At 64.8% G+C, this 21,809-nt stretch carries 18 protein-coding genes; 2 read left to right on the forward strand and 16 right to left on the reverse strand.

Annotated features, from left to right (window positions below):
- Positions 1-13 precede the first annotated feature (13 nt).
- Positions 14-2,203 carry a TonB-dependent siderophore receptor gene (locus tag CKW35_RS08505; RefSeq protein WP_095115682.1) on the reverse strand — a complete coding sequence of 730 codons (2,190 nt, stop codon included), beginning with the start codon at positions 2,201-2,203 and terminating at the stop codon, positions 14-16.
- Positions 2,204-2,394: 191 nt separating this feature from the next.
- Between CKW35_RS08505 and CKW35_RS08510 the strand changes: the two genes are divergently transcribed.
- A complete protein-coding gene (locus CKW35_RS08510) occupies positions 2,395-5,325 on the forward strand; it encodes an aminotransferase (RefSeq protein ID WP_095115684.1) in 2,931 nt (976 codons plus the stop codon).
- Positions 5,326-5,328: 3 nt separating this feature from the next.
- Here CKW35_RS08510 and CKW35_RS08515 read toward each other — a convergent pair whose 3' ends face one another.
- The gene (locus CKW35_RS08515; protein WP_095115686.1) at positions 5,329-6,564 is read right to left on the reverse strand and encodes an NAD(P)/FAD-dependent oxidoreductase; all 1,236 of its coding nucleotides are present in this window, start codon (positions 6,562-6,564) and stop codon (positions 5,329-5,331) included.
- 77 nt (positions 6,565-6,641) lie between these two features.
- Between CKW35_RS08515 and CKW35_RS08520 the strand changes: the two genes are divergently transcribed.
- A complete protein-coding gene (locus tag CKW35_RS08520; RefSeq protein WP_016488251.1) occupies positions 6,642-7,547 on the forward strand; it encodes a LysR family transcriptional regulator in 906 nt (301 codons plus the stop codon).
- 64 nt (positions 7,548-7,611) lie between these two features.
- Here CKW35_RS08520 and CKW35_RS08525 read toward each other — a convergent pair whose 3' ends face one another.
- The 14 genes from CKW35_RS08525 to CKW35_RS08590 form a co-directional block, all read right to left on the reverse strand.
- A complete protein-coding gene (locus CKW35_RS08525; protein ID WP_016488252.1) occupies positions 7,612-8,307 on the reverse strand; it encodes a response regulator in 696 nt (231 codons plus the stop codon).
- Positions 8,304-10,958 (reverse strand): sensor histidine kinase KdpD, encoded by a 2,655-nt coding sequence (locus CKW35_RS08530; protein ID WP_016488253.1) that lies wholly within the window; start codon positions 10,956-10,958, stop codon positions 8,304-8,306. Before CKW35_RS08530 ends, CKW35_RS08525 begins: the two co-directional genes overlap by 4 nt.
- A gap of 132 nt (positions 10,959-11,090) precedes the next feature.
- Positions 11,091-11,648: a potassium-transporting ATPase subunit KdpC gene (gene kdpC / locus CKW35_RS08535; protein ID WP_095115688.1), complete on the reverse strand. Its 558-nt coding sequence runs from the start codon at positions 11,646-11,648 to the stop codon at positions 11,091-11,093.
- Between the two features lie 10 nt (positions 11,649-11,658).
- Positions 11,659-13,713, reverse strand: a complete 2,055-nt coding sequence (kdpB, locus tag CKW35_RS08540) for a potassium-transporting ATPase subunit KdpB (protein WP_016488255.1) — start codon at positions 13,711-13,713, stop codon at positions 11,659-11,661.
- Positions 13,714-13,722: 9 nt separating this feature from the next.
- A complete protein-coding gene (gene kdpA / locus CKW35_RS08545; protein WP_023048237.1) occupies positions 13,723-15,417 on the reverse strand; it encodes a potassium-transporting ATPase subunit KdpA in 1,695 nt (564 codons plus the stop codon).
- 9 nt (positions 15,418-15,426) lie between these two features.
- Positions 15,427-15,516 (reverse strand): K(+)-transporting ATPase subunit F, encoded by a 90-nt coding sequence (kdpF, locus tag CKW35_RS08550; RefSeq protein ID WP_003251485.1) that lies wholly within the window; start codon positions 15,514-15,516, stop codon positions 15,427-15,429.
- A gap of 175 nt (positions 15,517-15,691) precedes the next feature.
- Positions 15,692-16,744 (reverse strand): AI-2E family transporter, encoded by a 1,053-nt coding sequence (locus tag CKW35_RS08555; RefSeq protein ID WP_016488257.1) that lies wholly within the window; start codon positions 16,742-16,744, stop codon positions 15,692-15,694.
- Positions 16,745-16,756: 12 nt separating this feature from the next.
- Positions 16,757-17,551 (reverse strand): DUF4892 domain-containing protein, encoded by a 795-nt coding sequence (locus tag CKW35_RS08560; RefSeq protein WP_016488258.1) that lies wholly within the window; start codon positions 17,549-17,551, stop codon positions 16,757-16,759.
- A gap of 109 nt (positions 17,552-17,660) precedes the next feature.
- Entirely contained in the window at positions 17,661-18,515 is an 855-nt protein-coding gene (locus CKW35_RS08565) for an alpha/beta hydrolase (RefSeq protein WP_095115690.1), read from the reverse strand.
- Complete coding sequence (locus CKW35_RS08570; protein WP_016488260.1) at positions 18,512-19,300, reverse strand: alpha/beta fold hydrolase; 789 nt, start codon at positions 19,298-19,300, stop codon at positions 18,512-18,514. The genes CKW35_RS08565 and CKW35_RS08570 overlap by 4 nt, the downstream gene beginning before the upstream one ends.
- 93 nt (positions 19,301-19,393) lie before the next feature.
- On the reverse strand, positions 19,394-19,780 hold the full coding sequence (locus CKW35_RS08575; protein WP_023048239.1) for a hypothetical protein: 387 nt from the start codon (positions 19,778-19,780) through the stop codon (positions 19,394-19,396).
- Between the two features lie 101 nt (positions 19,781-19,881).
- Positions 19,882-20,340 carry a phosphohistidine phosphatase SixA gene (gene sixA / locus CKW35_RS08580; RefSeq protein WP_016488262.1) on the reverse strand — a complete coding sequence of 153 codons (459 nt, stop codon included), beginning with the start codon at positions 20,338-20,340 and terminating at the stop codon, positions 19,882-19,884.
- Entirely contained in the window at positions 20,337-20,684 is a 348-nt protein-coding gene (locus CKW35_RS08585; protein ID WP_016498711.1) for a DUF4389 domain-containing protein, read from the reverse strand. Before CKW35_RS08585 ends, sixA begins: the two co-directional genes overlap by 4 nt.
- Before the next feature lie 36 nt (positions 20,685-20,720).
- Entirely contained in the window at positions 20,721-21,746 is a 1,026-nt protein-coding gene (locus tag CKW35_RS08590; protein ID WP_095115692.1) for an NAD(P)H-dependent glycerol-3-phosphate dehydrogenase, read from the reverse strand.
- Positions 21,747-21,809 lie beyond the last annotated feature (63 nt).

Consider the following 21,809-nt stretch of genomic DNA (forward strand, 5'->3'; position numbering starts at 1 on the left):
ACCGGCCGGATTATCAGAAGTCAATGGTGCCGGAGAACTTCAGCAGTCGCGGATCACCCTGGGTCAGGTAACCACCGTTAGCCGAGGCCCAGTAGTTCTTGTTGGTCAGGTTTTCCACATTCACCCGCAGGGTCAGGTCTTTCTCCGCTACCTTCAACTTGTAACGGGCACCGGCATCGAAACGGTTCCAGGTCGGCAAACTGACGTTGTTCGCCGCATCGACGAACTGGCCACCGGTGCGCAGCATCCTCGCATTCAGCGCCAGCCCAGGTACACCAGGCACGTCCCAGTCGACGCTGGCATTGAGCTGGAACGTCGGCACGCCAATGGCATGGTTGCCATCGTTGCTGCCGTTGGCAGTTTTTTTCTGCTCCGAGGTCATGCGCGTGCCGCCAGCCATCAGGCGCAGACCCTGGACCGGCTCGCCGAACAGGCTCAACTCCAGGCCTTTGTTGACCTGTTCACCGTCGCGAATGAAGACGTTGTTCAACGTATAGCCGTCTGAAGGCTTCTCGATACGGAATACGCCAAGGTTCGCACCAAAGGTCTGTCGGTCGAACTTGATACCAGCCTCAAGCTGCTTGGTGCGGCCTGGCGGGAACATCTCGTTGGCATTGGACACATTGGCTGGCGCCGTTGGCCCCTGAGCCAGGCCTTCGATGCGGTTGGCATACAAGGAAATGCTGTCGGTGGCCTTGAACACGATGCCATACACCGGTGTGGTGATCGACTCCTCATACGGGTCGCCTTTGCGGCTGCCGTCATTCGCCAGGTTGGCCTGCCCTTGAGAGGTCGTGCCATCGTAAGTATAGCTTTCCACCCGCAGCTGCTGCCGTCGCAAGCCGTAAGTCAGCAACAGGCGATCATCGAAGACGCCAATGGTGTCGGAAATGGCGATGCTCCGCGCGCGGGTCTTGCCGGTAACACCGGGGTCACCCATTTCGCCACCCGTGCTGGTGACAGTGCCCGGCTTGGCCTTTTGCACGCCGTCGTAGATGTTGGTGCTGACCGGCGAATAGAAGGTGTAGGCGTTTTCCGCCTGGGTCCACATGGTATTGGCCCCCAAGGCGATCTGGTGGCTGATCGGCCCGGTCTGCAGACGCCCATTCAGGCCAGTACTGAAGCTGGTGTTGTCTTCACCGTGCACGATGTCCGAAGGGGTCATCGTCGCTGCACCGCTGTTGCCGACCAGTACCGGGGTACCGTAGGTGCCCTGCTCGCGCGTGTGCCGGGCGCCGCCGGCGAGGTAGGCGGTCCAGTTGTCGCTCAGGTCCCATTCGCCACGGACCATGCCGAAGGTATCTTCCGACTCGCTGTAGCTCCAGCTCTGGCCATAGTTGTGGCTGGCGTCCGGCGCGGTCGGGGCCTTGGTCGTGGTACTGCCCAGGCGCACGGAATTGCGCAAATGGTTGATGCGCTGTTTCTGGTAGCCGATGTCAGTCGCCACGCGGAAGTTGTCGCCACGGTAGTCCAGGCCAGCGGTGAACAGCTTGGTGCGCTGGTCCTGGTCATCCACGGCAGTTTCACCTTCGCGCTGGCTGAGGTTCAGGCGCGCGCCGAAACGGTTGTCCTCACCGAAGCGCTGGCCGATATCCAGGTGCTCGCCAATACGGCCATCGGCGCTGATGTCCTGGGTGTAGCGGCGGGTCGGCTCATCACCGGCGCGCTTGGGCTGCAGGTTGACGTTGCCGCCCAGGCCCGTGCCGGTCGGGCTCACGCCATTGAGGAAGGCATTGGGCCCCTTGAACACTTCGACCCGCTCGACGCCGTCGGTGGACATGATCTGCCGCGGCAAGATGCCGTACAGGCCATTGAAGGAAATATCATCGCCGGCCAGCGGCAAGCCCCGGATCACGAAGACCTTGGACTGGTTACCGAAGCCGAATGATTCACGCACCGAGGGGTCGTTGGCCAGGACGTCACCGATGTCTTCCGCCTGCTGGTCTTCGATCACCTTGGCGGTATAGCTGGTCATGGTAAAGGGCACATCCATGTAGTCCTGGTTACCCAGCACGCCCATTCGCCCGCCACGGGCCACCTGGCCGCCGGCAAACTCGTCGGGCAATGCGTCGGGGCGCGCTTTCAGGGCATCGGCGCTGACATCGGTCGCCTCCAGCTGGATCGGTTCGGCAGCCTGCGCCATCAGGGTTACGGAACAGCAGATCGCCAGTAGTGCAGGACGCGAGGGGACACGGGAAGGCATGGGATAATTCCTGACAGCGCGGAGGAGGTGAAACAGAACGCAAATGGTAATGCTTACCAAACACAAACATCAACCTGCGCCCGTGGCAAAGGGCCGCCACTTATCAGGATTTCTGATCACGATCGTCTTTCATCATCAGTCATCTCGGGCATACAGTCGCTGCTGTCACTCCTGCTTCAACGGTAGAGCCCATGCCCAGTCATCCACAAAAGAACGTCTCCCCTGCCCTTGAGCAGATGATCCAGCGCGCCAGCCTGCCCGGCCCCACGCTCAGCGAAGCCCAGGCACATGCCTTGTTGCAGATGCACTACGGCGTTGGCGGTGGGTTGTCGGCTCTGGGCAGCCAGCAGGACCTGAACTTCCGGGTCGACACGGCCCAAGGGCAGTTCGTACTCAAGGCCTGCCATGGCAGCTACGCAAAGCTGGAGCTGGAGGCGCAGCATGCCGCCCTCGCCTATTTGCGTGAGCACGGCCTGTCGGTGCCTGCCGTACGTGCGGCGCACAGCGGCGAAAACTTGCTGGCCGTGGAGATTGATGGCCAACCACTGCGCGTGCGCCTGCTCGACTACATCGAAGGTCAACCGTTGACGCGCCTCAAGCACATGCCGGCGCAGCTGATGGCCGAAATGGGCAGGCTGTGTGCGCGGCTCGACAGCACCCTGGCCGACTTCGACCACCCCGGCCTTGCGCGCACCCTGCAATGGGACCCGCAACACGCCCAGGCGTTGATCCAGCACCTGCTGCCCGTACTGGACAACAGCGAGCAACGCGCCCGCATCGAACAGGCCACCGGCGTCGCCGCCCAACACCTCGCCCCGCTTGCCGAGCAACTGCCAAGCCAGGCCGTGCATCTGGACATCACCGACGACAACACCGTGTGGGCCCTTGACGGCGAGCGCCAGTGGCAGTTGCAAGGGGTGATCGACTTCGGCGACCTGCTGCGCACCTGGCGCATCGCCGACCTGTCAGTGACCTGTGCAGCACTGCTGCACCACGCCGAAGGCGACCCGCTGCGGGTCCTGCCGGCGGTCAGCGCCTACCAGGCGCTCAACCCGCTGACCGACGCCGAGCTGCGTGCCCTGTGGCCTCTGGTACTAAACCGCGCGGCAGTGTTGGTGCTGAGTAGCGCGCAGCAACTGGCCGTGGACCCGGGTAACCAGTACACCCGCGACAACGTGGCCCATGAGTGGGAAATTTTCGACACCGCTACCGCCGTGCCTTTCGCACTCATGCAAGCGGCCATCCTGCAGGCTGCCGGCGTGCAACCCGCCACGCCAGACCTGAACGGCTGCACGCCCCTGCTGCCCGAACTGGCGGGGCACCCTGTGACGCGCATTGACCTCGGTGTGCTCAGCAAGCATTGTGAAGCGGGCAACTGGGAGCAACCCGGCTTCGACCAACGCCTGCTAACCCTGCACCCTGCCCCGGCCTGCAGCCTGCACGGGCAGTATCGCCTGTCGCAAACCCATATCGACCGCCCCGAGGAGCCAGCCACCTGCGCCCTTGGCGTAGAGCTGCATGTACCCAACGGCAGCGCGGTGCAAGCGCCGGCAGCGGGCACCTGGCATCGCCATGGGGATGGCCGTGGCTGCCTGCGCACCGCGCACTGGGCCTTGTGGCTGCAGGGTCTGGAAAATGTCCCGGCAAATGGCCTGGCCGTTGAACAAGGCCAGTCGCTGGGCATCAGCTGCGGTTTCCTCAGCGTGCAGCTGTGCCTGGACAACTGCATTCAGCCGCCATTGTTCGCCACCCCGTCCCAGGCTGCCGCCTGGCTGGCGCTGTGCCCGTCACCAGCCGCACTGCTGGGCTTCGATTGCGATGCCGATCCGCTGCCTGATCCGCAGGCCCTGCTGGCACGCCGCGATGCCAGCTTCGCCCGTTCGCAGAAGCACTACTACGCGCAGCCACCCCACATCGAACGCGGCTGGCGCAACTACCTCATCGACATGCAGGGCCGCTCTTACCTCGACATGCTGAACAACGTCGCGGTACTGGGCCATGGCCACCCCCGCATGGTCGCCGAGTCGGCACGACAGTGGTCACTGCTGAACACCAACTCGCGGTTTCACTACGCAGCCATCACCGAGTTCTCCGAACGGCTGCTGGACTTGGCCCCCGAAGGTTTCGACCGGGTGTTCATGGTCAACAGCGGTACCGAAGCCAACGACCTGGCAATCCGCCTGGCCTGGGCCTACAGCGGCGGGCGTGACCTGCTCAGTGTGCTGGAGGCCTACCACGGCTGGTCGGTGGCCACCGATGCCATCTCCACGTCGATCGCCGACAACCCGCAAGCCCTGGAAACCCGCCCGGACTGGGTACACCCGGTCGAAGCGCCGAACACCTTCCGCGGCCGCTTCCGCGGGCCCGACAGCGCCGCCGACTACCTGCAGGACGTCGACGCCAAACTGGCTGACCTCGATGCCCGTAACCGCCAGCTGGCGGGTATCATCTGCGAGCCGGTGTACGGCAATGCCGGGGGCATCTCGTTACCGGCCGGCTACTTGCGCGATGCCTACGCCAAGGTCCGCGCCCGTGGCGGGGTGTGCATCGCCGACGAAGTACAGGTGGGTTATGGTCGCCTGGGCGAATACTTCTGGGGTTTCGAGGAACAGGGTGTGGTGCCCGACATCATCACCATGGCCAAGGGCATGGGCAACGGCCAGCCACTGGGCGTGGTCATCACCCGCCGTGAAATCGCCGAGGCGCTGGAAGCCGAGGGCTACTTCTTCTCCTCGGCCGGTGGCAGCCCCGTCAGCTGCCGCATTGGCATGGCGGTGCTGGATGTGATGCAGGAAGAAGGCCTGTGGGACAACGCCCGCGACACCGGCCGCTACTTCAAGGCCCGCCTGCAGGCGCTGGTCGACAAGCACCCGCTGGCTGGCGCGGCACATGGCTCGGGCTTCTACCTGGGGCTGGAGCTGGTGCGCGATCGCACAACCCTGGAGCCGGCCACCGCAGAAACCATGACGCTGTGCAATCGCCTGCGTGACCTGGGCATCTTCATGCAGCCGACCGGCGACTACCTGAACATCCTCAAGATCAAGCCACCAATGTGCACCACCCGGGCGAGCGTGGACTACTTTGTCGACAGCATTGACCGGGTGCTGGGCGAAGGCCTGTAACTATCACGGCGTGGGCCCGATGGCTGCGGCCCACGCCTGCAATGCCTCAGTCGCTGCCATGGCGATCTGTTCGTCCGTGCGCCCGCTGAACTGCCGCTCGATCGCGTCGGCGGCGATCAGCCCGGCAATGGTAGGCTTGCCTACGGCATCGGTCAGGTCCAGCCACTCCCCCCAACTGGCAGGTACGTCATACCAGCGCAGGTAGCCAGAGGGTGAACAAGGCCACCAACGCTCATCGAACTGCAGAATCACCTTCTCCAGCTTGCCCATGCCCAGATGTACCAGGGCTTGCTGCTGTGTTTCAGGTAATGCAGGGGTGAAGTGCAATGCTTTCAACACCCCCACAGGGACTGTGCAAATGCAGAAGTCGCACACCTCTCCATTCACTTTGACGCGCGCGCTCGACCAGTCAATGTGGGTTACCGGCGTGTTCAGGCGGATATCCAGATTTTTTGCCAGCAACTCGACAAGCTCGCTGTAACCACCTGGCAGCATGCGATCGCCATGCCCGACCCCCTCTTCGTCCAGCGCAGTGACCGACAGCTGCTCCACTGGCAAACACGCCTCCAGTACAAGGTTGGCGTCGATGGCGAACTGCGTGGCGCGCGTGCGCGCAGGGTCGAGTGTGGCCATGTAGCCGGTGATCGCTTCAGACAAGGGCAGCCGCCGATCAATACTTTGGGTCAAGGCAATCCAGGCAGCGTCGACATCGGGCAGTACCCCGCCTCTTGCGGCTGCAAGCGGGCGGCTGAAGTCGGTCTCGACACAAGCCAACCCATGTTGCTGCGCAAAAGCGGCCAACGGGTTTTCAGCGAAATGCTGAAGCCATGCAGCACCTTCATCCGCCTTCACACCACCCAGATCGACAGAATGCGTGCGCCCACCTGTTCGCCCCCGTGCCTCCAGCACAGTGCAATCGATGGCCTGCGCCCGCAGGCGTTGTGCAGCAGCCAGGCCTGCACATCCCGCCCCGATCACGATCACCTTGCGCGCGCCAGCACTCAAGGCTGCCTCGGCGGCACGCAGGCCATCATTCCAGGCACCATGCGCCATGGCTGGCGCGCGGGTGTTACAGGCTTCTCCGGCAATGACCAGGCGCTCTTGCAGTACGTGGCCCAGGGCACTTCGATGCTGCGGCGTTCCTCCTGCCAGCAGCGCGCTGTAGGCACCGAGGCTGAACGGGTCTGTACTCCAGTGAGTGACATGCCACGCGGTTGGTCTCTGCATGCTCATCTCCATTGAGGGGCTGTCCTGTACGCGCATTAATGTTCATAATTTTCTGCAACAAAAGCTGATCATCATCAGGTTTACTGACAATGGCCTTTACCAGCGACTCCCTGGCAACTTTCCTCGCGGTGCTGGATGCCGGCTCGTTCTCCGCCGCAGCGCGCAAGCTGGGCCGTGTGCCTTCGGCCGTGAGCATGGCAATCGCCCAACTGGAAGCCGAGCTGGACCTGCCGCTGTTCGACCGGGCCACACGCAAAGCCTTGCCCACCAGCGCCGCCCTGGCGCTGGAGCCCCAGGCCAGGCAGGTGATCTGCCAGCTCAACCTGCTGGATGCCCAAGCCCTGCAATTGCACCAAGGCCTGGAAAAGCGCCTGACCATCGCCATGGCGCCCGAGCTGCAGACCGGCCGCTGGAGCCAGCCACTGGAGACCCTCGCCCAAGCGTTTCCCAGCCTGGAAATCGAGGTACGTTCGGCCACCCAGACCGAAGCCATTCGCCTTTTGCATGACGGCAGTGTGCAACTGGCACTGGTGTTCGAGCGGCCCGGCATCGACGAACGTGAGTCGTTCCTCGAAGCCGGAAGCCAACTGCTGGTGGCCGTCGCTTCACCACGCCATCCAGCCGGGCAGAACAGCGGCACGCCATTGCCTGAGGAGGCCTTTGCCGAACAACGGCAGATCATCGTGGCCTCAGGCAAGGCCACCGGCTCGGACCCACGCATGGTGCTGTCGCGGCGCATCTGGCTGACCGACAGCTACCTGGCCACGCTGGACCTGGTGCAGTCCGGGCTGGGCTGGGCCTACCTGCCGCAGCCGTTGGTTGAACCGCTGATTGCTTCGGGTGCACTGGCAGAAGTGAGGTTCGACAACATGGCCAGCCGCCTGCGCTTATGGGTGGACATCATCTGGATCAAGTCACGGCCGCTGGGCCTCGGTGCCAGGCGTTACCTGGAGGTCACGCGCCAGCTCTTCGAGAAGGAGCCACCCAGAGCCTGACGCCCCTTGCGGACGTAACTGCCCGCGATCAACGGCACAGCCAGTATGCTGCCGCAAGGGGGAGTTAGATGGGCGGCGCCACCAACCTGTACCCCACCCCTGCCTCGGTGATGATAAACCGTGGCGCCGTGGGGTCATCGCCCAGCTTCTGCCGCAGATGCCCGACCACGATCCGAAGGTAGTGGGTATTCTCCACATGGGTAGGCCCCCAGACATCCTTGAGCAGTTGCTGCTGAGTAATCACCCGCCCTGGGTGCCCGGCCAATAGCGCCAGCAAGGCATACTCCTTGCGCGTCAACGCCACCTCCACACCGTCGAGGGTTACCCGGCGAAAGGCAAAATCCACGGTCAACGGCCCAAAGCTGGCTGCCACTTCCGAGCCCCCGGCCTGTGGCACCTGGCGTAGCAAGGCCCGCACCCGCGCCAAAAATTCCTGGATGCCAAACGGCTTGGTCACGTAATCGTTGGCCCCGCCGTCCAGCGCATCCACCTTCTGCACCTCACTGGCGCGCACCGACAGCACCATCACCGGCACCGCGCTCCATTCGCGCAGCTCTCGCAGCACCTGCTGGCCGTCCATGTCCGGCAGGCCCAGGTCGAGCACCACCAGGTCCGGCTTGCCCAGAGCAGCCTGGGCCAGCCCTTCCTGGCCGGTAGCAGCTTCGAGCACCTTGTAGCCCTGCGAGGCCAGGCTGATGCGCAGGAACTTGCGGATCTGCGGTTCATCGTCGATGACCAACAGCGTGGCGGACTGGCTCATGGGGTTTCGCTTTCGGCTTCAGGTTGAGGGGGTAGCGGCAAGCATAAAGTGATGCCGGTGCCCTGGCCATCGATGCCTTCGCCCACCAGAATCTGCCCGCCATGGGCGCCGATCATGCCCTGGCAGATTGCCAGGCCCAGGCCTGTGCCCTGCCCGCCGCGGTCACCACGGGCAGCGGTATAGAACATGTCGAAGATCTTCTCGCGGTCGGCGACCGGAATGCCAGGGCCCTGGTCGCTGACGGTAAAGCGCAACTGGTCTTCATGCACGGCCACTTGCAGCTCAAGCCGACCATTGCCCGGGGAGAAGCGTGCGGCGTTTTCCAGCACGTTGACCAGCGCCTGTTCGATCAGCGCCGCATGCACGAACAGCAAGGGCAGCTCGGCCGGCACGTCGGTGTGCACCCGCAGCGGCGCCAGCACAACGCGCAAGCGGTTGAGCGCACTGCCAACGATGTCGGCCGGGGCTACCCAGTCGCGTGCAAGCTTGAGGCCACCATGGCCCAGGCGGGTCATGTCCAGCAGGTTCTGGATATAGCGGTCGAGGCGTTCGGCCTCGTTGCGTGTGCCCTCCAACAGCTCGCGGCGGTCTTCAGGCGGGATCGCTTCGCCCAACGCCAGCAGGCTGTCGATACTGCCGCGCATGGCGGTCAACGGCGTGCGCAGGTCGTGGGAGACAGACGCCAGCAAGGCGCTGCGCAGCTGCTCGGTTTCGCCATGCAGGCGCGCAGCCTCCAACTGCTCGGCCAGGCGGGCGCGGGCCAGGGCCTGAGCCAGTGGCTGGCCAAGGGCCGTCAGCAGGCGCCGGCGTGGGTCGTTGAGCGGCTGCCCGTTGCGCGGGCGCACCCCCAGCAGTGCCAAAGGCTGTTCGTCCACCGCCAGCGGCCACCACCACCAGCGGCCATTGGGCAAGGTGTCGCTGCCATGGCCAGCGGCCTGGCCGTGCTGCCAGGCCCAATCGGCGGCAGCCCGTTCGGTGTCGCTGAAGGCGTGGGCTTCGCCGCTGGCCACCTGCAGCTGGCCTTCGGGGTTGCGCTCCAGCAGGCACACCTGCATGTCCTGCCAGCCGTCCAGGTGCTGGCCCGCAGCGCTGAACACGGCCTGGCGGTCGGTGGCCACGGTCAGTCGGCGCGACAAGTCGAGCAGCTGGCTGGTCTGCGCCTGGGTTTCGCGTAGCGCCTGCAACTGGCGGCGCTGGCGTGCAGCCAGATTGCCGGTAAGCGCGGCCATCAGCAGGAAGAACACCAGGGTCAGCACGTCTTCTTCGCGCTGGATGCTGAACGAGAAATTGGGTGGAATGAACAAAAAATCGTATGTCAGGAACGATAGCGCGGCGCACGCCAGCGCAGGCCCCAGGCTGCTGCGCACCGCCACCAGCAACACCGCAGCCAGAAACACCAGCGAGATGTTGGGCAGCGCCAACACACTCGACACCGCCCAGGCCAGCCCCGCCGCCATGACCGTGGCCAGCAGCGCCAGCAGGTAGTGGCGCCACACCCACACCCGCCGCACCGCCGACCGCGGTGCTTGCGGCTGCACGTCGCGGTCCAGCACGTTGATTTCCAGCCCATGGCTTTCGCGCAGCAGCCGCGCAGCCACACCGGCACCGAACAGGCGACGACGCAGGCGGTCACGGGACTGCCCCACCAGCACCAGGCTGGCCCGCCGTTCGGCGGCATGCTGGATCAACGTGCGCGCCACTTCGCCAGCCCTTAGCAGCACCACCTCGCCGCCCAGGCGCTCGGCCAGCTGCTGCGCGGCCTGCAAGCGGTGACGCGCGGTTTCGTCGCGCAAGCGGCCGTTGTCCACATGCACCAGGCTCCAGGGCAGGTGACGGCGTTGCGCCACGCGGCTGGCATGTCGCACCAGGCGTTCGGCCTGGTCGTCGCCGTCCACGCCTACCAGAAGCCGCCCGCGCAAGGCCGGGGCCTCTTGGCCACGCTGGCGATAGCCGTCGGCGAGGTCGGCATCGACCTGTGCGGCGGCAGTTTGCATGGCCAGTTCGCGCAAGGCGGTGAGGTTGGTTTGCGAGAAGTACGCATCGATGGCCGCCCGCGCTTGCTCGGGCACGTAAACCTTGCCTTCACGCAGGCGTTCGAGCAGTTCGCGGGGTGGCAGGTCGATCAGCACCAGTTCGAAGGCTTCCTGCAGCACCCAGTCCGGCAGGGTTTCACGCACCTGTACGCCAGTGATGTCACGCACCTTGTCGTTGAGGCTTTCCAGATGCTGGACGTTGACCGTGGTGTACACGTCGATGCCAGCGGCCAGCAGTTCCTGTACGTCCTGCCAGCGCTTGGCGTGGCGGCTGCCGGGGGCATTGGTGTGGGCCAGTTCGTCCACCAGGGCCAGTTTTGGCGCGGCCTTGAGCAGGCCGTCGAGGTCCATTTCTTCAAGGGTGACGTCGCGGTACTGGCTGCGCAGCAGAGGTTGCTGCTGGAGACCTGCAAGCAGCGCTTCGGTTTCCGCGCGGCCGTGGGTTTCGACAACGCCTGCCAGTACCTGCACGCCCTGGCGTTGCTGGGCGTGGGCGGCCTGGAGCATGGCGAAGGTCTTGCCCACGCCGGGCGCGGCGCCAAGAAACACCTTCAGCCGGCCCCGGCCGGTGCGCGGGAGGTTAGCCAACAGCGCATCTGCGCGGGCGGAATCACTCATGTTTCATCCTTTGCTATTTCAGGGGCAAGCACCGTACCTGTGGGAGCGGGTTCACCCGCGAATGCGTTGCTGGCAGCACCATCGCATTCGCGGGTGAACCCGCTCCCACAGGGTCCCTGCTACCGCTTCAATTCATTTGGTAATTGCGAGCTTTTCCAAGGCCTGGTTCAACGCCAGCACATTGACCACCGGTGGGCCGATCAATGGGTGGAGGGTGGCCTCTTCCTGCAAGGCTTGCAAGCGTTCCACCGGCAGTTGACGCGCCGCCGCCACCCGTGGGATCTGATAGGCCACGGCCTCCGGTGGCAGGTGCGGGTCGAGGCCGCTGCCCGAGGTGGTCAACAACGCCTGCGGCACCGGCCCCTGCTGCGCCTGGTACAGGCTAGCCGCCTCCCCTTTGACCCGCTCGGCCAGCGCCGGGTTGCTAGGCGAAAGGTTGCTGGCACTGCTGGCCACCGTGGCAAAAGCGCCTGCCGAAGGCCGCGCATGGAACCAGCCATCCCCCTTGAAATCCTGCGCGATCAACGCCGAACCGCGCACCTGGCCCTGGTCATCCCGCACCAGGCTGCCATTGGCCTGTTCCGGAAAAACAACCTGGGCGATGCCGGTTACTGCCAGCGGATACAGTGCGCCGGTCACCAGCGTCATCAACAGGGCCAGGCTTAGAGCCGGGCGTACATAAGCATTCATGGCGGCCTCCTCAGACCAGGTTCAGGGCATTGAGCAGCAGGTCGATCAGCTTGATCCCGGCAAACGGCACCACAATGCCGCCCAGCCCGTAGATCAGCAGGTTGCGCCGCAACAGGTGCGCGGCACTGGCCGCCTGCACGCGTACGCCACGCAACGCCAGCGGGATCAGCACGATGATGATCAGTGCATTGAACACGATGGCCGACAGGATCGCGCTCTGCGGACTGGCCAGCTGCATCAGGTTGAGCACGCCCAACTGTGGGTAGATGGCGGCGAACAGCGCTGGCAGGATGGCGAAGTACTTGGCCACGTCGTTGGCAATGGAGAACGTGGTCAGCGCACCACGGGTCACCAGCAATTCCTTGCCCACCTGCACCACATCCAGCAGTTTGGTCGGGTCGCTGTCCAGGTCGACCATGTTGGCCGCCTCGCGCGCGGCCTGGGTGCCGTCGTTCATGGCCATACCCACATCGGCCTGGGCCAGTGCCGGGGCGTCGTTGGCGCCGTCGCCGCACATGGCCACCAGGCGGCCGTCGTTCTGCTCCTGGCGGATACGCGCCAGCTTCTTCTCGGGGGTGGCCTCTGCCAATACGTCATCCACGCCCGCTTCTGCGGCGATGGCGGCGGCAGTCAACGGGTTGTCGCCGGTCACCATCACCGTGCGGATGCCCAGCTTGCGCAGCTCGGCGAAGCGCTCGCGGATGCCGGGCTTTACCACATCCTTGAGGTGGATCACGCCAAGCAGGCGCTTGTCGATACACACCAGCAGCGGCGTACCACCGCTCTGGGCAATCCGCTCCACTTCGCGGGCCAACGCCGGGGGCATTTCCAGGCGTTGCATGCCGACAAATGCCAGCACGGCATCGACGGCACCCTTGCGGTAGCGGTGCTGCTGGTAGTCGATGCCTGACAGGCGTGTCTCGGCACTGAAGGCCACAGCGTCGAACTGCCCGGCCGCCGGTTCGACAAACTCATGGAGCTGGCGCAGGTATTCGACAATCGACTTGCCTTCGGCGGTGTCGTCGGCCAGAGAGGCCAGCAAGGCGCCCTCACCCAATTCGCGAGCGGTGATACCTGGCGCAGCATGCAGCGCGCTGCAGCGGCGGTTGCCGAAGGTGATGGTGCCGGTCTTGTCGAGCATCAGTGTATGCACGTCACCGGCGGCCTCGACCGCGCGACCCGAGCGGGCGATGACGTTCAGCCGCACCAGCCGGTCCATACCGGCAATGCCGATGGCCGACAGCAGGCCGCCGATGGTGGTGGGAATCAGCGTCACCAGCAGCGCGGCCAGGAAGATCAACGGCAGGCTGCCACCCGCAAAGTGGGCGAACGGCTGCAAAGTCACCACCACGATCAGGAAGATCAGCGTCAGGCCGATCAGCAGGATGTCGAGGGCGATCTCGTTGGGGGTCTTTTGCCGCTTGGCACCTTCGACCAGGGCAATCATGCGGTCCAGGGTCGACTCGCCCGGGTTGCTGGTAATGCGGATCAGCAGCCAGTCGGAGACCAGCCGCGTATTGCCGGTCACCGCCGAGCGGTCGCCGCCGGACTCGCGGATCACGGGGGCGGACTCGCCGGTAATGGCGGCCTCGTTGACAGCCGCGATGCCTTCAAGCACCTCGCCGTCACCGGGGATCATCTCGCCGGCGACCACGCGCACAACGTCGTCCTTGCGCAGCGCGCTGGCAGCAACCGTCTCGTAACTGCCATCCCGCTGGCGACGCTGGGCAGTCAGGCCTTGGCTACCGGCCTTGAGGCTGTCGGCGCGGGCCTTGCCACGGCCTTCGGCCAGGGCCTCGGCGAAGTTGGCGAACAGCACGGTAAACCACAGCCACAGTGCGATCTGCACGGCAACACCCGTGCTCACGCCATTGCCAGGGGCGAAGCACAGTACGGTGGTGAGCACTGCGGTCAGGGCCACCACCAGCATCACCGGCGAGCGCTTGAGCTGGCGCGGGTCGAGTTTGACAAACGCCTGCACCAGCGCCGGGCGCCACAGCGCGGCAAAGCGCGTCTGGTCCTTGGCAGTGTGCCGGGTATTCACTTCAGGAATGGGCATGTTCATGATCGGTCCTCAAAAACCCAGGCTCAGGTGTTCGGCGATTGGCCCAAGGGCCAGGGTCGGCAGGAAGGTCAGGCCGCCGACCAGCAAGATGGTCACCAGCAGCAGGCCGGTGAACAGCGGGCCGTGGGTGGGGAAGCTGTTTTGCCCCTGTGGCGCACTCTTCTTGGCCGCCAGGCTGCCGGCCAGGGCCAGGATTGGCAGGATGTAGCCGAAGCGGCCAATGAGCATGGCCAGGCCGATCATCAGGTTGTGGTACACCGTGTTGGCACCGAAACCGGCGAAGGCCGAGCCATTGTTGGCAGTGCCCGAGGTGTAGGCGTACAGCAGTTGGCTGAAACCGTGCGCCCCCGGGTTGCTGACCGCCCCCGCCGGGCCTGGCAGGCTGGCGGCAATGGCGCCGAGTATCAGGACGCCGACCGGCATCACCAGCAGGGTCGCCACCAGCAACTGCACCTCACGAGCCTGCAGCTTTTTACCCAGGTACTCCGGGGTGCGGCCAATCATCAGCCCGGCCAGGAATACAGCGATCAGGACGAACAGCAGCATCCCGTAGAGACCCGCGCCGACGCCGCCGAATATCACCTCGCCGACCATCATGTTGACCATCGCCACCATGCCGGTCAGCGGGTTCAGGCTGTCGTGCATGGCATTGACCGAACCGTTGGAGGCCGCGGTGGTAGTGACCGTCCACAGCACCGAACCGGTGGTGCCGAAGCGGCTTTCCTTGCCCTCCAGGGGGGCAGTCTGTTGCACCTGTGGGCTCTGCAACGCCGGGTTGGGTTGATGCTCGGACCACAACGCCGTGCTGCCACCGATCAGGAACAGGGCAAGCATGCAGGCCAGGATAGCGCGGCTCTGGCGCAAGTCCTTCACGTAGTGGCCGAAGGTGAACACCAGGGCCACCGGAATGAGAATGATCGAAGCCACCTCGAACAGGTTGCTCCAGGCCGTAGGGTTTTCGAACGGATGCGCCGAGTTGACGCCGAAGAAGCCGCCGCCATTGGTACCCAATTGCTTGATAGCGATCTGGCTGGCGGCCGGGCCCAGTGGAATGGTCTGGTCAGTACCTTGCAAGGTCAGCGCATGGGCATAGTCGGCAAAGGTCTGCGGTACGCCCTGCCAGACCAGCAACAGCGCCAGCAGCACGCACAGCGGCAGCAAGCCGTAGAGGGTGGCACGGGTCATGTCGACCCAGAAGTTGCCCAGCGTCGACGCGCTGCGCCGGGCAATGCCACGGCACAGCGCCACCAGCACGGCCAGGCCGGTGGCAGCACTGACAAAGTTCTGCACGGTCAGGCCGAGTATCTGGCTCAGGTAGCTGACCGACGCTTCACCGCTGTAGGCCTGCCAGTTGGTGTTGGTCACGAAACTGACGGCGGTGTTGAACGCCAGCGACCATTCCTGGCCTGGCAGGTGCTGCGGGTTGAGCGGCAGGTACCCCTGCAACAGCAGCACGGCGAACAGCAGCAGGAACCCGACCAGGTTGAAGGCCAGCAGGGCCAGGGTGTACTGCCGCCAGTTCTGCTCCTGGATGGCGTTCACGCCCGCCAGCCGGTAGCAGGCTTGCTCGACCGGGCCGAGTAGCGGCGACAGCCAGGTGCGCTGGCCTTCCATGACCTTGAAGTAGAACCGCCCAAGCCAGGGTGCGGGTAGCAGCACGATGGCAAAGAACGCCAGGAGCAAGGCGAAATCGTAACTGTGCATGGCCGCTCCCTAGCTGCGATCGGCGCGCAGCAGCGCCACCAGCAGATAAAACGCCAAGGCCACTGCCAGCAGCAGTGACAGCCCGTCGAGCATGTTCATGTGTGGATCTCCCCGTGGTACGGCTTGGGCCGCTTTGGGGAAATTGTCCGAGGGAGGGGCGTAAAGGGGCGAGATCGGGGGATGGGCGTGGGGATAAAGAATGCGTAAAGATCAGCGCTGGGTCTGCCTGTAACGGCCTCTTCGCGGGCACGCCCGCAAAGAGGCCGGCGCGGACTTACTGTTGTGGCGGCTGTTGCGCCGCGTTACGGCTCCAGTCCAGCAGCAGGCTGTAACCTACCGCCAGCAAGGTCGGGCCGATGAACAGGCCAATGAAACCAAAGGCAAGCAAGCCTCCGAATACGCCCAGCAGCACGATCACCAGCGGCAGGTTGCCGCCACGGCTGATCAGGTAGGGCTTGAGCACGTTGTCCACGCCGCTGATGACGAAGGTGCCCCAGATACCCAGGAACACCGCCATGCCGTATTCGCCCTTCCACACCAGCCAGGCAGTGGCCGGGATCCAGGCCAGTGGCGGGCCCATGGGGATCAGGCTGAGCATGAAGGTCACCAGGCCCAGCACGATCGCGCCGGGTACCCCCGCGATCAGAAAGCCGATCAGCGCCAGCGCGGCCTGCGCAGCCGCCGTGCCGATTACCCCGTTGACCACCCGCTGAACGGTACCGGCTACCAGTTCCAGGTAATACTCGGCGCGCTCGCCCACCAGGCGGTGCAGCAAGCGCAGCACGAATGCTGCCAGGCGCGGCCCGTCGCGGTAGAAGAAGAACACGAACACCAGGCTCAGGGTCAGTTCCAGCACGCCGCTGCCAATCTGCGCACTGCGCGCCAGCAACCAGTTGCCCACTTGCCCGAAGTAGGGCTTGGCCGAGGCCAGCAGGGCTGCGCCCTGCTGGTCCAGGGATTGCCACCCGTTGACCAGGCGCTCGCCCACAAATGGAATGCCACCCAGCCAGGCCGGCGCATCGGGCAGCCCGTCGACCTGCACGTCACGCACAAACGCCGTAGCATCGCGAATATGATCGGCCAGGTTGAACCCCAGCCACACCAGCGGCAGTGCCACGATCAGTATCCAGGCCGTGGTCAGCAGGCTGGCCGCCAGGGTTTCACGGCCGCCCAGCACACGCGTCAGCAAGCGCATCAACGGCCAGCTGGCAAAAGCCAGGATAGCCCCCCACAGCAATGCAGAAATGAACGGTGCCATCACCCAAAGGCCGGCACCCAGCAAGGCCAGCAGCAGAATCTGGATCAGCAGGCGGTCATTGTTAACCATGGTGGCGCTCGTTCAACGGATCAATTCAAGGTGCAGGCCATCGGTGGGTGCGCTGCCGACTTCAAGGCGGCCATTGCGTACGCCTGCCTTGACCAGCGCCTCACGCCAGGCTTCAGCCTGGGCGCCGCTTAGGCTGGCGCGCAAGGTGCTGTCGAGGTTCAGGCTGCGGGCCAGCAGGTTCACCCAGGCGTCTTGCGGCGCCGCAAGGTCAGGGTAGTCGAGCTTGCCGGTGTCGCGCATTTCGCGCAGCACCGTGGCGGCGGTTGGCAGAAGCTCGCCCAGCGGGCTGGCGGCGACGAACTCCTCCACATGCAGGTAGGCGCGGCGGTTGCCGCGGGTAACGCTGTACAGCGCGACCAGCGTGTCGGCCTCGGCTGCCGAGCGGCGTAGCAGGATGAACGCCTGCTGCTCGTCACCACCGTTGAGGCGGGCATTGGCGAACACATCGTTGCCCCACAGGCTGGCCTCGCCGCAATCGCGACCCTGGCACCAGAACAATGGGTAACCCCCATCACGCTGCAGTGCTTCGCGGGCACTGGTGAAGGCTTCACGGGCTGTACGTTCGACCGGCAGTTCGTAGGTGACCGAGCTGACCTGCCCCCGGCTCTCGACTTTGTTATCGACCCGCAGACGACCGCTGATCTTGCGCAGCGGGCCCATGGGGTAGACGCGTTCCTGCTCCACGGCCGGGCGCTGGTCAACAACCTTTGCGTCCACCGGCACCGGCAGGCTGCCGGCCCACAATACCGGGCTGGCAAGCGCCAGGCAGGCGACGACAGCATTACGGATGGCAACAGGCGCGCTCATTGGCGAACCAGGCGGCGCGCGGCGCCTAAATGAAGCTCCAGGATGTCTGGCAGTTGCATGGTTGTCTCCCTGTTCAACCCGCCAAGCCTCGACACTTGTCCGGTGCAAGTCAAGCAAAGCCAAAGAAGCGATTGATACAGTCTGCGACAAGGGCCGCGCCCTGCTGGTCATTCAGGTGCAGGTGATGGCCACCGGGCAGCGTCACCTGCTCAAAGGGTAGCTGCTCCAGCAACACGGCGTGGCGCGCCAGCATACCTTCGGCGGCCACCACCAACAGCGCCGGGCAACGCACCCGGCGCACATGGGCCATGGCCTGGGCTTCACTCAGGCGCACCGGCGATGGCAGGGTGAGGCGGCTGTCACTGCGCCAGCTGTAACCCCCGGGCACTGGCATCAGGCCACGTTGCGCGAGCAATTCGGCAGCCTCACGGCTGACCGCGACCATGCCTTTCATCCGGGCATGCACGCCTTCTTCCAGGGTGGCGTACACCGACTTGCGTTTGCCATCCAGCCGCAGCTGGGCTTGCAGGGCCATCCCTAACCGTTCGCCAGCGTCCTGCTCGGCACCGGTTGGCGGGATGACCCCGTCGATCAGCGCCAGGTGGCTGACCCGGTCGGGCAAGGCGCCGGCCAGTTGTACCGAAATGATTGCGCCCAGCGAATGGCCTAGCAAGCCGAAACGCTGCCAACCCAGCTGCTCGGCAACCCGCAGCACGTCGTGGGCATAGTCTGCCAAGGCATAGCCGGCGCCAGGCGGGCGATGTTCCGAGTAACCGTGCCCGGCCAGGTCCAGGGCGACGATCCGCAGGCCCTTCAGTTGCGGCGCCAGGCGGGCGAAGCTATTGGCGTTATCCAGCCAGCCATGCAGGGCAATCACCGGCAGCCCGTCTTCGGGGCCGAACAGGTGAGCCGCCAGTTCGATATGGCCCAGGCTCAGACGGACTTCCTCCACCTGCGCGCTCATACCTGGCTCCAGCGGTCGAACAGGCCCTTGATCAGGCTGGCGGTGTCGGTCGGGCGCTCCAACGGGAACATGTGCCCGCCGGGCACACTGTGATATTCGCCTTTGGGCATGCCGCGCACCGCCAGGGTGTGGTGACGGCGAATGACGTTGCTGCGCTGGCCGCGCACCATGGCCAGCGGCACCTGCAACTGCCGGGCAGGCGCGGGGCTGGTGTGCGGGATGCTGCGGTAGATACTGATTTCGGTGGCGGGATCGAAGCGCAATTGCAGTCCCTGCTCCATCGCCTGCAAGCCATGTTCGACATAGGCTTCAAGGCAGTCTGGGTCAAAATGGCGAAACAGTGATTTGCCGGCAAAGTAGTCCCGGGCACTGTCGCGGTCACTAAAGACTTCGCGCCGCCCCAGCGTGCGCCCGGCGGGCGTGATGCGGTCAATGAAGCCAAAACGCTTGGCGGTGCGCAGCAGCCACTGGTCAGCACGGGTAAGCACCGGCGAGTCGAGCATTACCACCCCGCGGTAGTACTCAGGACGACGCAATGCAGCGTGCAGGTGCAACACCCCGCCCAGCGAGTGCCCGACCCCCCAGATGGGCTGGTCCTGCTGTGCCAGGTGATGCAGCAGTTCATCGACCAGGCTCTGCCAGTTGTCGTCTACCGGAAAGCGCGGATCGTGCCCATGCTGGGCCAGGTGCTGCACCTGGTAGTCCGGCGCCAGGGCAGCGAACAGCTTGCCATACGTGGCCGAAGGGAAACCGTTGGCATGAGCGAAGAAGATCTGCTGCGACATGGCGCCTGGTCCAGACGGAAGATGATGGCTCATTGTCGGCATCGGGACGCCATTGAGCAACATCCGGAAAGGTCATCGACGAGGGCTATCAGGTCACGCCGAGCGGTCGAAGCTGGCCAGAGACCGGCGCAAGCAGGCCTGCATGTAGGCCAACTGGCTTTCCAACGCCTCACGGGCCAGGCGCTGGTCCTGAAAGTCCAGCTGCAGGCGGCGCAACGCCAGACAACTGGTTTGCAGCAGGTGGGAGACTCGCAGGCAGGCGTCCTGAAGCGTGCGCAGGTCTTGCTCGCTTTGCTGCCTGGTAGCAGGTTCCAGCTTGCCGTTGCCGTTGACCTTGTGCAGCAGTTGGTAGAGCTTGGCGTCGGCCGAATCGCGCAGCAGGCTGTACTGGGCAAAGTCCAGCGCAATACCTTGCCCCACTTTGTCTACGGTGGGTTGCAGGTCAAGGGAACTCAACAGCTCCCGCATGTCACCGCTCATCCGTTGCTCCCTGCCTGATTGCTTTGAGGCAACGCTAGCAAGAGGCCATCAAGTGCGACAACTGACAAAAATGCCAGTTGCCTTGTCGATCTGCGGGGGCATCACACCGGTGGGTTGATCGCCCGGAGGGTCATCAGCCCGGCCAGTGGCCAATCCCCTTCCAGCTCCGCCAGGCTGGCAGTGCTCATGGCCGCCGGTTGCTGCTGATGACCATGCTCCAGCGCGCCAACCAAGGTGCCTACCAGCGGCTGGTGGCTGACCAGCAGTACATGCTCCAGGCCCAGCCGTTCGATTTCGCCGATCACCTGCTGCACATCATGCTCTGGCGTCAGCCAGGGCACGGTGCGCACCGGCTCCCTGAAACCCAGCGTGTCATGCACCAGCGCGGCCGTTTGCTGGGCGCGCACGTAGGGGCTGGCGATGATCGCCTGCAACGGCTGCCCCAACAGGCGAGCAGCGCTGTGCAGCACCTGCTCGCGGCCATGGGCGGTCAGGCGGCGCTCGGCATCGGTATTGGCCCGCGGCTCTGCCTCACCGTGGCGCAGCACCCACAGCTTCACAGCTTGGGTTCCTCGTCCCGCACCGGGTGCGGGGCCGGGGCCACGGCATGCGGCGCCTCGCCTTCCGGAGCACGCGGTGCTGGCCAGTCGGCAAACGGCCAGGGCTTCTGCTCAGTGTGGAAGCTGCCATAGCGGCCGATCTGCGCCAGGTATTGGCTCAGGCTGTCGCCGAAGTTCATCAGGCTGGCGCTGGGCGCGCCATACACCAGGCGGTAGATCAGTTGCACCAGCACCAGGCCGCCGAGCAGCAATTCGGCCAGTTGCCAGACTACCAGGAACACCAGCATCCACAGGACCCGCAGGATGATCGACTCACGCTGGGCGCGTTCGGGCGTATCGTTCATGTGTTGCTCCTTGCTCGTGTCAGAGCCGCCAAGGGCTCAGTTGAAACCGCTGATGGAAATGAAATCGACATCGGTCTTGGGCTCGGCGCGCATCAGGTGCTCGATCACCTGGTTCAACGTGCGGCCTTCGAACAGGATGGCATGCAGGCCGGCCACCAGCGGCATGTACACCTGCACCTCCTGCGCCTTGGCCTTGAGCACCTTGAGGGTGTTGACGCCTTCGGCCACTTCGCCCAGGCGGTTGACCGCCTGCTCCAGGCTCAGGCCCTGACCCAGCGCATGGCCCACCTGGTAGTTGCGGCTCTTGGGCGAGGAGCAGGTGACGATCAGGTCACCCACACCGGCCAGGCCAAGGAAGGTCATGGGGTTGGCACCCTGGCTGACGGCAAAGCGGGTCATCTCGGCCAAGGCCCGGGTAATCAGCATGCTCTTGGTGTTCTCGCCCATGCCCAAGGCCACGGCCATGCCCGCGATAATGGCGTAGACGTTTTTCAGCGCCCCGCCCAGCTCGACGCCGAAGCGGTCGGCGCTGGCGTAGACACGGAAGGTACGCCCATGCAGTACGGCCTGCACTTGCTGGCAGAGCTGTTCGTCCTCACTGGCGACCACCGTGGCAGTCAGCGCATGTTCGGCGATCTCGCGGGCCAGGTTGGGGCCCGACAGCACGCCGATGCGGGCATCGGGGGCGATCTCTTCAAGGATCTGGCTCATCAGTTTGAAGCTTTGCGCCTCGATCCCCTTGGTCAGGCTGACCAGGCCCTTGCCCCGCAACAGCTCGGCGTGGGGCGCCAGCACACTGCGCAAGGCGCTGGATGGCAGGGCGACAAAAATCAACGCGCTGGCCTGCAAGGTGCCCAGCAGGTCGTTGACCGGCTCCACGCCATCATGCAGGCGGATGCCCTTGAGGTAGCGCGGGTTTTCGCGGTTGACGCGCATGGCCTCGGCCTGCGCCGGGTCGCGCATCCATTGGCGCACCTGCACACCGTTTTGCGCCAGCAGGTTCGCCACGGCGGTGCCGAAGCTGCCGCCTCCCAGAACTGCAACAGGTTGCTGTTCAGTCATATCCAATCCGTTAAAGCCAAAAGTTAAGTGGCGACCCCGTCATTATACGGCTCGCCTGCCTTG

The organism is Pseudomonas sp. Irchel 3F3 (genome assembly GCF_900187545.1).
Lineage (GTDB): Bacteria > Pseudomonadota > Gammaproteobacteria > Pseudomonadales > Pseudomonadaceae > Aquipseudomonas > Aquipseudomonas fortuita.